12 protein-coding genes are annotated in these 9,313 nt (G+C 70.9%); 6 read left to right on the top strand and 6 right to left on the bottom strand.

Going from position 1 to position 9,313, the window contains the following annotated elements; genetic code table 11:
* Positions 1–16: 16 nt before the first annotated feature.
* Entirely contained in the window at positions 17–1,180 is a 1,164-nt protein-coding gene (locus tag OG534_RS21450) for a DUF3344 domain-containing protein (RefSeq protein ID WP_326589873.1), read from the bottom strand.
* 297 nt (positions 1,181–1,477) lie between these two features.
* Here OG534_RS21450 and OG534_RS21445 point away from each other — a divergent pair, with 297 nt between their 5' ends.
* The 4 genes from OG534_RS21445 to OG534_RS21430 all read left to right on the top strand — a co-directional run bounded on the left by OG534_RS21445 (position 1,478) and on the right by OG534_RS21430 (position 4,036).
* Entirely contained in the window at positions 1,478–1,888 is a 411-nt protein-coding gene (locus OG534_RS21445; protein ID WP_326589871.1) for a rodlin, read from the top strand.
* A 240-nt stretch (positions 1,889–2,128) separates the two neighbouring features.
* Positions 2,129–2,362 carry a chaplin gene (locus OG534_RS21440; protein WP_326589870.1) on the top strand — a complete coding sequence of 78 codons (234 nt, stop codon included), beginning with the start codon at positions 2,129–2,131 and terminating at the stop codon, positions 2,360–2,362.
* A 121-nt stretch (positions 2,363–2,483) separates the two neighbouring features.
* Complete coding sequence (locus OG534_RS21435; protein WP_326589868.1) at positions 2,484–3,494, top strand: chaplin; 1,011 nt, start codon at positions 2,484–2,486, stop codon at positions 3,492–3,494.
* 194 nt (positions 3,495–3,688) lie between these two features.
* Entirely contained in the window at positions 3,689–4,036 is a 348-nt protein-coding gene (locus tag OG534_RS21430) for a hypothetical protein (protein WP_326589866.1), read from the top strand.
* Positions 4,037–4,120: 84 nt separating this feature from the next.
* Here the strand turns inward: OG534_RS21430 and OG534_RS21425 are convergent, their stop codons facing one another.
* A complete protein-coding gene (locus tag OG534_RS21425) occupies positions 4,121–4,360 on the bottom strand; it encodes a chaplin (protein ID WP_326589864.1) in 240 nt (79 codons plus the stop codon).
* 153 nt (positions 4,361–4,513) lie between these two features.
* The gene (locus OG534_RS21420) at positions 4,514–4,999 is read right to left on the bottom strand and encodes a hypothetical protein (RefSeq protein ID WP_326589863.1); all 486 of its coding nucleotides are present in this window, start codon (positions 4,997–4,999) and stop codon (positions 4,514–4,516) included.
* A gap of 269 nt (positions 5,000–5,268) precedes the next feature.
* Here OG534_RS21420 and OG534_RS21415 point away from each other — a divergent pair, with 269 nt between their 5' ends.
* Entirely contained in the window at positions 5,269–5,679 is a 411-nt protein-coding gene (locus tag OG534_RS21415; protein WP_326589862.1) for a rodlin, read from the top strand.
* 121 nt (positions 5,680–5,800) lie between these two features.
* Here OG534_RS21415 and OG534_RS21410 read toward each other — a convergent pair whose 3' ends face one another.
* Positions 5,801–6,442, bottom strand: coding sequence for a vitamin K epoxide reductase family protein (locus tag OG534_RS21410; RefSeq protein ID WP_326589860.1), 642 nt, complete (start codon positions 6,440–6,442; stop codon positions 5,801–5,803).
* Positions 6,443–6,634: 192 nt separating this feature from the next.
* Here OG534_RS21410 and OG534_RS21405 point away from each other — a divergent pair, with 192 nt between their 5' ends.
* The gene (locus OG534_RS21405) at positions 6,635–7,405 is read left to right on the top strand and encodes a DUF6227 family protein (RefSeq protein ID WP_326589859.1); all 771 of its coding nucleotides are present in this window, start codon (positions 6,635–6,637) and stop codon (positions 7,403–7,405) included.
* Positions 7,406–7,490: 85 nt separating this feature from the next.
* On the opposite strand, the gene pfkB is transcribed toward OG534_RS21405, so the two are convergent.
* Complete coding sequence (pfkB, locus tag OG534_RS21400; RefSeq protein ID WP_326589858.1) at positions 7,491–8,453, bottom strand: 1-phosphofructokinase; 963 nt, start codon at positions 8,451–8,453, stop codon at positions 7,491–7,493.
* Positions 8,450–9,211, bottom strand: coding sequence for a DeoR/GlpR family DNA-binding transcription regulator (locus OG534_RS21395; RefSeq protein WP_326589857.1), 762 nt, complete (start codon positions 9,209–9,211; stop codon positions 8,450–8,452). The genes pfkB and OG534_RS21395 overlap by 4 nt, the downstream gene beginning before the upstream one ends.
* Between the last annotated feature and the right edge of the window lie 102 nt (positions 9,212–9,313).

Below are 9,313 nucleotides of genomic sequence, written 5' to 3'. Positions count from 1 at the left end.
AGTTGGTCTCCTGCGTTCAGCGGCGCGCGTCTGTCTGAACGAAGAGCACACCGAGGAAATGACCCTGACTTTCGCCCGTGAACCTGAAGCTCAGACTGCGGGCACCTCCGGACAGGACGGGACTCAGGTCGAACACGTCCGCGTCATATCCGAGATTATTCACATGTTCGGGCTGTCGCACGAACGACTGACTGCCGAATTCCGTGATCGTGGAATTCATAACATCATTAAAAGGATTTTCTCCGTCACTGAGGCTCACCCGGCGCCCACTGTCGGCCGTCACGGTGAGTGAGTCCCCGAGGGTGCCCCGGTCCCCGTCGTACGCGACCACCCCGACCCGGCCGGCGGACCCCGGTGGCGCGTCCAGGCCGGTGAGCCCGACCGTTCCGTCGCCGGCGCGGGCGGCCAGCCCCTCGAAGCCGTCCCACACGGAGATCCGGCGCATCGGCTCCTGCGGGTGCTCGTAGGCGACGACCAGCGTCCATCCGCCCCAGGCCCCCACCTCGGAGTGGCCCATGGCGATGTTGAGCTGGGCGACCGTCCACATCCCGGCGCCGCCCTTGCGGACCAGCGGGGTCACGTCGGCGGAGGCCTGGTAGGCGTCGCTGCCCGCGTCCGTGCGGTGGCCCATGACCGTGTCGGCGAGGACCTCCTTGTAGGCGCCGCCCGGCTCGGCGACCAGCACCCGGCCGTTGTCCTCCGGCGGCTTCTGCTCGCCCACCCGCAGGTTCCCGCCCCAGTACAGGCGGGCGTACGAGACCTTCGCGCCCTGCGGGACCTTGAGCTCGGCCCGGGTGGAGTTGTAGGTGTCCGGATCCTTGTCGACCTCGCTGTAGAACATCTCGAAGTCGCTGTTGACCCCGGCCGCGCCCCGCTTGACCTCGGCGCACGGCTCGGCCTGCGGAGCCTCCTCCTTGCGGCAGCTGATGCCGGAGTTGGAGGCGCGGACGAGCCCGCCGTGCTGCACGGCTTGGTAACGCTGCGTGAAGGGAACTCGGGGCGACTCCTTCGGTGCGGGGGCCGCGGCCCCCGCCGCGGGCACGTTCACAGAAAGCGTGAGGCAGGACAGCAGACCGAGCGTGCCGAGGATTCTGCGGGAGGAACCCATGACCCTGTCTCCATTTTCGATCAAGGGGACAAAACAGGAGTGAACTTTGTCAGAAATCAGGCTGGAAATCACGCCGGACTCGCTCGTACGGCCTTTTGGGCGATGGCAGGCACCCTCGCAACGGGCGGGTCGTTATGGGGTGGACCATTGTTCGAACCGAATGGAAATGCGGAGATGTCCGTCGGCGAGTCCCCCGGCATCCCGGGCGGCGATCTGCTCCAGGCCCCGCCGGCACCCCGATGAACGCCCGAGCGTCAACCGCACCGCGTGAAACGCCTGCATCCGGGTGAAGTCACGCAACCCGAACCGGGGTATGCCCGTTGATCCGGGTGCTCCAGTACCGGGCAATCCTGCAAAAAAGGGACGACAATGATCAAGAAGATGATGGCCTCGGCCGCGGTTGCCGCCTCGGTCGTGGGCATCGGTGCCGCCATGGCGCCGCAGGCGATGGCCATCGGGAACGACAACGGCGTCAGCAGCGTCAACGGCAACAACTCCGCGCAGATCTACGGCAACCAGGCCACGTACGGCAACATGAGCCCGCAAATGGCGCTGATCCAGGGCTCGTTCAACAAGCCCTGCATCGCCCTCCCCGCGAAGGCCAACGTGCAGTCCGTGCTCGCCCTGGTCAACGTCGGCGTCCAGGACATCCCGGTCCTGTCCAGCCCGCAGAACCAGCAGTGCACCGAGAACTCCACGCAGGCGAAGGGCGACGAGGCCCTCTCGCACATCCTCAGCAACATCCCGGTCCTGTCCGGCAACGTCTCCAACGGCAGCTGACCGAGGCCCCGCCGGCGAGGCCGTCGCACCTTCGGGTCGCGGCGGCCTCGCCGCGTGTGGAGCCCGGCTTCCACGCGCCGACGGAAATCAACGGCGCGAATCAGCCGGCCGCCCCGAATTCGAGCCGGGCATTGGGGTGAATTGCCGGAAGGCCGCCGAAAATGTGCGGTTTCCTTTTCTCGGACCAGTCGTTGTTAATTCTGCAGTGGATACGCCCCTGCGGGAAGGATCGAAATCAAAATGACGTACAAGAAGGCAGTGGTGCTGGCCGCCGGCGCGCTGATGGCAGCCGGTGCCGCCTCCCCCGCCATGGCCGACGCGGGTGCCGCGGGCAAGGCCGCGGGTTCCCCCGGCGCCCTGTCCGGCAACAACGTTCAGGTGCCGGTCAACATCCCGATCAACCTGTGCGGCAACACCGTCAACGTCGCCGCGCTGCTGAACCCCTCGTTCGGCAACGTCTGCATCAACCACTGACGAAGCGCTTGCGCCCACCAGGGCAAACCTCCTCGGGGTGGCCTCGGAGTGCACGGCGGTGCACTCCGGGGCCACCTTCGATTCCAGACCGGCCGCAGCGCCGGTAGACAGGGAAGGACCCATGCGACAGGTACTGAGCCGACAGGTACTGGGCAAGGGGATGCTCACGGCGGCGGCCGCGTCGAGTCTGCTGTCGATCGCGACCGGCGCGGCCTACGCACACACCGGGGCGACGGCCGAGGCCTCGCATTCGCCGGGCGTGCTGGCCGGCAACAGCATCTCGGTACCGGTCACCTTCGCACCGAACGTGTGCGGCAACAGCGTGGACGGCGGGGCGGCGCTCAACCCTGCGATGGGGAACACGTGTGCCACCACGACCGGCTCGCACACCGACGACGGCCACGGCTACGGGCGCCATCTCAGCCCGGAGAACGCCGAGGCCTTCGAACGCTACCTCGAGGAGCGCCAGGGCCGGCACGCCGTGCCGGAGCAGCGCCAGGAGTCGCGGCGCCACGAGGAGGCCCGGCCCGAGGCATCCCGGCCCCAGGGGCCGCGGCACGCGAAGCCGCGCCACGAGGAGCCGCGCCACGAGGGCGGTTACGGCGGCCACGGCGAGGAGGAGACCAAGGAGGAGGAGTGCGACGACCACCCCGGGTCCGCGCCGACTCCGCCGCAGGACCACACTCCGCCCGCGCCCGACCGGCCGCACCCGATGCCGGAGCCCGCGGAGGAGCACCCCGCCCCGCTGCCCCACCCGGAGCCGGTCCAGGAGGCCCCCGCCCCGGCACCGGAAGCCCCGGCCGAGGAGGCCCCCGCGCCGCGGCCGCCGCACGGAAGCCAGCCCGTGGAACACCCGGCCCCGGTACCCGAGGTCGTACCTCCCGCGGACCAGCCGCCGGCCGGCCCCGCCGGTGACACCCCCGTCCACCTGCCCCCGGCTCCGGCACCCGCCCCGGTTCCGGCACCCGCCCCGGCACCCGTACCCGCCCCGGCACAGGTCCCGGCTCCGGCGCACGTGAGCGCGCCCGTGCTGGCCGAGACCGGAGCGGGTCAGCCCGCGGCCGCGGCGGCCCTCGCCACGGCCCTGATCCTGGGCGGCGCCATTCTGTACCGGCGCTCGCGCATCGCCTGACCGGCATTACCGGTAATCGGAAGAAATATCGGCCGGAGAATCCCTCGTCGGATTCTCCGGCCGCTGTCATGCCCCCGTTCCGCACCGCGCACGCGTTCGCGTTTCCGCAGCGGCGGGGAATCGTTACCCAGGGCGAAAGCGGCGCGACGGTCGCCGCTGACGCCTCTGCCCACGAAAAGAAGAGGATTTCGATAATGAAGCTCACGAAGGTCGCCGCTGTCGTCGCCGGCTCCGTCGCCGCCCTCGGCGCCTCCGCCACCGCCTTCGCCGCCGAGCCCACGGCCGCGATGCCTCCCATGAGCCTGACCGGCGGGGTGACGGAGACGCTGAACGCGGTCGGACCCGTCACCGAGTCGCTTCCGCAGACCGTGGGCAACGGCCTGGCCGAGCAGGGCGGGACCGTCGACAAGGTCGTGGGCGCGGCCCAGAAGGTCAACAAGGTCCGCAACGACGCGCCCGGCACCGCGCTCGGCCTCGCGAACGGCGCCACCCAGGCGTCCCCGCTGCTCGGTGGTGTGCAGCTGAACGGCGGCCAGCGCTGAACCACCCCGGCCGGACTCCGGCCGACACGACTGTGGGCGCCACCGGCAAGGCCGGGGCGCCCACAGTCGGTTGTGCAGCCGACGTCAGTCGTTGAAGCAGTGGTTGCCGAACGCGGGGTTCAGCGCACCGATGATGTTCACGGTGTTGCCGCAGAGGTTGACCGGAACGTGAACCGGGACCTGGACCAGGTTGCCGGAGAGGACGCCGGGGGAACCCACGGCCGCGCCCTCGGCCGACGAGTCGGCGACGGCGGAACCGGCGGCACCGGCCGCAGCGAGACCAGCGGTGGCCAGGACCAGAGCGGCCTTCTTGGCAGAGTTCATGGGAAGTGCACCTTCTGTTCGACGTTCTGCCCCGATCCGGGGCTCACACCGAGCGAAACGGCCCACCCTTCCATGACGACACGGCCTCGCGCACGAACAGACCTGTTCGGCTCAATTGTCGTAACCATCCGACGGGTTCCGGCCACCCCGGCCCTACGGAAGGCCGGGAATCTCCGGGATCTCCGGGATCTCGGGGACCTCGGGGACCTCCGGCACCAGTTCCGCCGGCGGGGCAGGTTCGGGCAGCGCGGGCGGCACCAGCCCAGGGATCGCGGGCAGCTCCACGCCCGGGATCGCCGGGAGTTCCACCCCGGGGATCTCCGGCAGCTGGATGTCCGGCAGTTGGATGTCAGGCAGTTGGATGTCAGGCAACTGGATGTCGGGGAGCGTGATCTCCGGGATCGTGATGTCCGGCAGGCTGACGCCGGGCGGCAGGAGGGCCTTGATCTGGTCGAGGATGCCGTTGATCAGGTCGTCGACGGGTCCGGCCGCGGCCGCCCGTGCGGCGCCTTCTCGGGAAGGCACCGCACGGGACCCGTCGTCGAGGGCGCTCGCGGGGGCGGCAGCGCCGGACAATATGACGACGGCGAGGGCCGAGGGGACGAGGATGCGGGCGCGGAACGGCTTCGTGCGGTGCATGGGGGTTCCTTCGTGGTGGCGACACGCAAACGGACCCGAACGATCCGCTTACTCACCCACCGTGCGAACAGCTCGCACGGAGCGCAACCGCACCTTGAGTGACAGCGGGACGCGTACGGGCTTCGCGCAGGCGTCCGGAGGCCGCTCACCGGGCCGGAGAAATCCTCTGCCCCCGCAGGCCGTTTGAGTGAAGGCCCGGAACCAAACGCCGACGGGGCAGTTGACCAGGACGCTCCGTCAGCGGGCACTCGTGCGACAAAGGGATCAAAATGATCAAGAAGTTCATGACCGCCGCCGCCGTCACCGCCGTTGCGGTCGGCGCAGGCGCCGCCGCCGCGGCCCCGGCCATGGCCATCGGCAACGACAACGGAATCAACACCGTCAACGGCAACGGCGCCCAGCAGATCTACGGCAACCAGAAGACCCACGGCGACCTGAGCCCGCAGCTCGGCCTGGTCCAGGGGACCCTGAACAAGCCCTGCATCGGCCTGCCGGCGAAGGTCAACGCCCAGTCGCTGATCGGCGCGCTCAACATCGGTGTCCAGGACATCAACGTCCTGTCCAACCCGCAGAACCAGCAGTGCACCGAGAACTCCACCCAGGCCAAGGGTGACGAGCCGCTCTCGCACATCCTCAGCAACATCCCGATCCTCTCCGGCAACGCCTCCGTCGGCAGCTGACTTCCACTCCCTGCGCCCGTGGAGTGAGGTGACGAGGGCCCCGGCAGCGTCCAGCCGCCGGGGCCCTCGCCCGTTCCCCCGCCCCGCTACCGCCGGGAGGCACCCCCCGCACGGTCGGCGCTCAGCCGGTCCAGAAGTCCCACCACCGGGTGAGGATCAGCATCCCGATCACTCCGGTGTGCAGGGCGGGCGGAGCCCAGCCGAACTCGGTGAAGAAGCCCCGCAGCGGGCCGGGGGCGGGCAGGACGCGCGTACGGACGTTGTGCGCGGTGACCGCCCAGAACATCAGCAGGGTCGCCAGCCAGGCCAGGCAGCACCACAGGCAGAGCGCGTTGATCTCGTAGAGCGACTGGACCATCAGCCAGCTGCAGAAGCCGACGCCGAACAGCGTGCCGGCGTTCAGTCCGAGCCAGAACCAGCCGCGGTAGCGGGCGCCGGCCAGCAGGCCCGCGCCGACGCAGACCACGACGGCGTACGCGACCAGCCCCAGCATGGGGTTGGGGAACCCGAAGGCCGCCGCCTGCTCGCTCTCCATCACGCTGCCGCAGGAGACGACCGGGTTGAGACTGCAGGCGGGCTTGAAGTCCGGGTCCTCCAGCAGGAGGAACTTGTCGAGGGTGATCACCCAGGAGGCCAGCAGCCCGGCCGCGCCGGTGAGGGCCAGCAGCCAGGCCAACCCCTTGGGTACGGCTTCCCGTTCGCCCTCGGGCCGAGTGTCGAGCCGTCTCTGCTGGCGGGGAACGCCCACTGTATTCGTTGCCATGTGGCCCATAGTCCCGCGCTCCCTCCCAGAACAGACCCAACCGTGCTCATTCGTATGCAAGTTGACCTGAAGGGGTGGCGGGAACCTCCGATGCTTCCCGGACGTTTTACCGAACCCCGGACGTGATGTCAGAGCCAGGGGTTACGTTGAGCTTCCGCGAAGTGACAAGCTGCGACGGCCTGGAGACCCACCTTGAGCGATCCGTACGAGACAACCGAGGCGCACCTCGACCGACTCCTCGGCCGCGCCCTGAACTCCTTCGACCTGCCCGACAGGCTGGTCGAGCGCCTCGGCACGGCGCTCGCCCACAGCTCTTCGCTCTACACCACCCACCACAGCCCGGCGACGGGGATCTGGCGGGAGACCCACCGGCACACCTACCTGCTGACCGACGGCGGTTCGGTCTCGCTGTGGGAGCTGGCCTACCGGCTGGAGGACGACCGGACGGTCCGGCACGAGGTCTTCGCGAGCAAGGCGGAGACCTCGCTGGCCGTGGCCCGGCTGTTCGGCGAGTCCGCCGCCGGGGCGACTTTGGATCCGGTGCTGCTCCCCGGCGACGAGGAGCCGGAGAACGACGCGGCGGTGCTGAGCGCGCTGTTCGCGGCGTCGGCTCCGGTGCAGCGGCACCGGGAGTACACGGTGGAGCAGTCCGCCGACCACGCCCGGCGGGTGCTGCGCCGTGCGGAGAACGCGGACCGGCCGGGCGAGCCGCTGGCGACGCTGCTGCGCTCGGCGTACGGGCACCAGATCACGCAGGCGTTCGGTGCGCGGCAGTGCCTGTCGGACGGGCGGGACGCCGGCTTCAGCCTGTACGAGCACGCCTTCGTGCTGCTGGACGGGACCGAGGTCAGCCTGTGGGAGGTCGAGCACACGGCCACGCCCGACGGACGGCACATGTGCGAGGTGTACGAGAGCGAGGGGGCCGCGCGCGGAGCCATGGAGAGCCGCGCCCGCGTGCGGTGACACTGCCGCCGGGGTGAACGAAGACGGGCCTGGCGTTCCGGATCCGGATCAGGCCGCGGCCTGGCGGCTTAGCGCTCCGGCCGCCTCACGGCCCGAAGGCCGCCGTCGCCGCGTCGCGGAGCGGGAGGTCCAGGGGCAGGTCCTGGGTGAGGGTGACCTGGTCCGGGCGCAGGTCCGCGGGGGTGGGCATGGCGCTGCCGGGCAGTTGGACCGCGGCCGCGCCGTGGGCCAGGGCCGCGGAGAGCGCGTCCGGGCCGGTGCCTCCCGCGATCAGGAAACCGGCCAGGGAGGCGTCGCCCGCGCCGACGTTGCTGCGGACCACCGGGGCCGGGGCGGTGCCGTGGAAGGTGCCCTCCGCGGAGACCAGGAGCTGGCCGTCCGCGCCGAGGGAGGCCAGTACGGCCCCCGCGCCCAGCGTGCGCAGCTCTTCGGCGGCCTTGACCACGTCCCCCAGGGTGGGCAGCGGGCGGCCCACGGCCTCCGCCAGCTCGGACACGTTCGGCTTGATCACTTCCGGGCGGGCCGGCAGCGCCGCCAGCAGCGCCGGGCCCGAGGTGTCGAGGGCGATGCGGGCGCCCGCGGCGTGCGCGAGGGCGACCAGGTCGGCGTACCACCGGGGTTCGGGTCCGCGCGGGAGGCTGCCGCAGCAGGCGATCCAGGCCGCTTCGGCGCAGGAGGTGCGGACCGTCTCCAGGAGGAGGGCGGATTCCTCCGGGAAGAGTTCAGGCCCGGGTGCGTTGATCTTGGTGAGGGTGCCGTCCGGTTCGGCGAGGGAGATGTTCGAGCGGGTCTGGCCGGCGATCGAGACGGCCGTGACGTCCACGCCCTGCAGGCCCAGGAGTTCGGCGAGGAGGATGCCGGGGGCGCCGCCGAGCGGGAGGACCGCGGTCGTACGGACACCCGCGGCGGCCACCGCGCGGGAGACGTTGACGCCCTTGCCCCCGGGGTCGACCTGGTCGCCGGTGGCGCGCAGCACCCGGCCTCGGTCCAGCGAGGGGACCTCGTGGGTCCGGTCGAGGGAGGGGTTGGGCGTGACGGTCAGGATCATACGAGCACAACTTCCGTACCGGCGGCCTCGATCGCCGCTTGGTGAGCGGGGGCGAGCCCCGTGTCCGTGATGAGCAGGTCGACGTCGGCGAAGGAGCCGAAGCGCGCGAAGTGCTCCTGGCCCGCCTTCGCGGAGTCGGCGAGGAGGATGACGCGGCGGGCGGCGGCCATCGCGGCGCGCTTGACGGCCGCCTCGGCGAGGTCGGGGGTGGTCAGGCCGCCCTCGGCCGAGAAGCCGTTCGTCGCGAGGAAGGCGATGTCGGCGTGGATCTCGGCGTACGCACGCAGCGCCCACGCGTCGACGGCGGCGCGGGTGCGGTGCCGGACGCGGCCGCCGACGAGGTGGAGGTCGATGCCGGTGTGGTCGGCGAGCCGGGCGGCGACGGGCAGCGCGTGGGTGACCACGGTGAGCGCGACGTCGACGGGAACGGCGGCCGCCAGGCGGGCGACCGTACTGCCCGCGTCGAGGACGATGCTGCCGCCGTCGGGGAGGCGGGACAGTGCGGCGGCCGCGATGCGGTCCTTCTCGTCGGCCGCGGTGGCCTCGCGCTCGGTGAGGTCCGGCTCGAAGGCGAGGCGGCCCGCCGGGATGGCCCCGCCGTGCACCCTGCGGAGCAGGCCGGCCCGGTCGAGGGCGGTGAGGTCGCGGCGTACGGTCTCGGCGGTGACCTGGAACCGCTCGGCGAGGGAGAGCACGTCGACACTGCCCGCCTCGCGGGCGAGGTGGAGGATCTCCTGGCGGCGCTCCGGTGCGTACATGTGGGTTTACGTCCGTTCCATGCCCGAATCTGTGGCTTCGCCCCACCGTACGCCCACTTGAGGACGAAAACAAAGAAAAACGGACATGCCCACCCAAGAGGG

It is taken from the genome of Streptomyces sp. NBC_01294, assembly GCF_035917235.1.
Lineage (GTDB): Bacteria > Actinomycetota > Actinomycetes > Streptomycetales > Streptomycetaceae > Streptomyces > Streptomyces caledonius.
The sequence above is the reverse complement of the archived record's forward strand: the minus strand, read 5'-3'. Positions and strand labels throughout refer to the sequence as shown.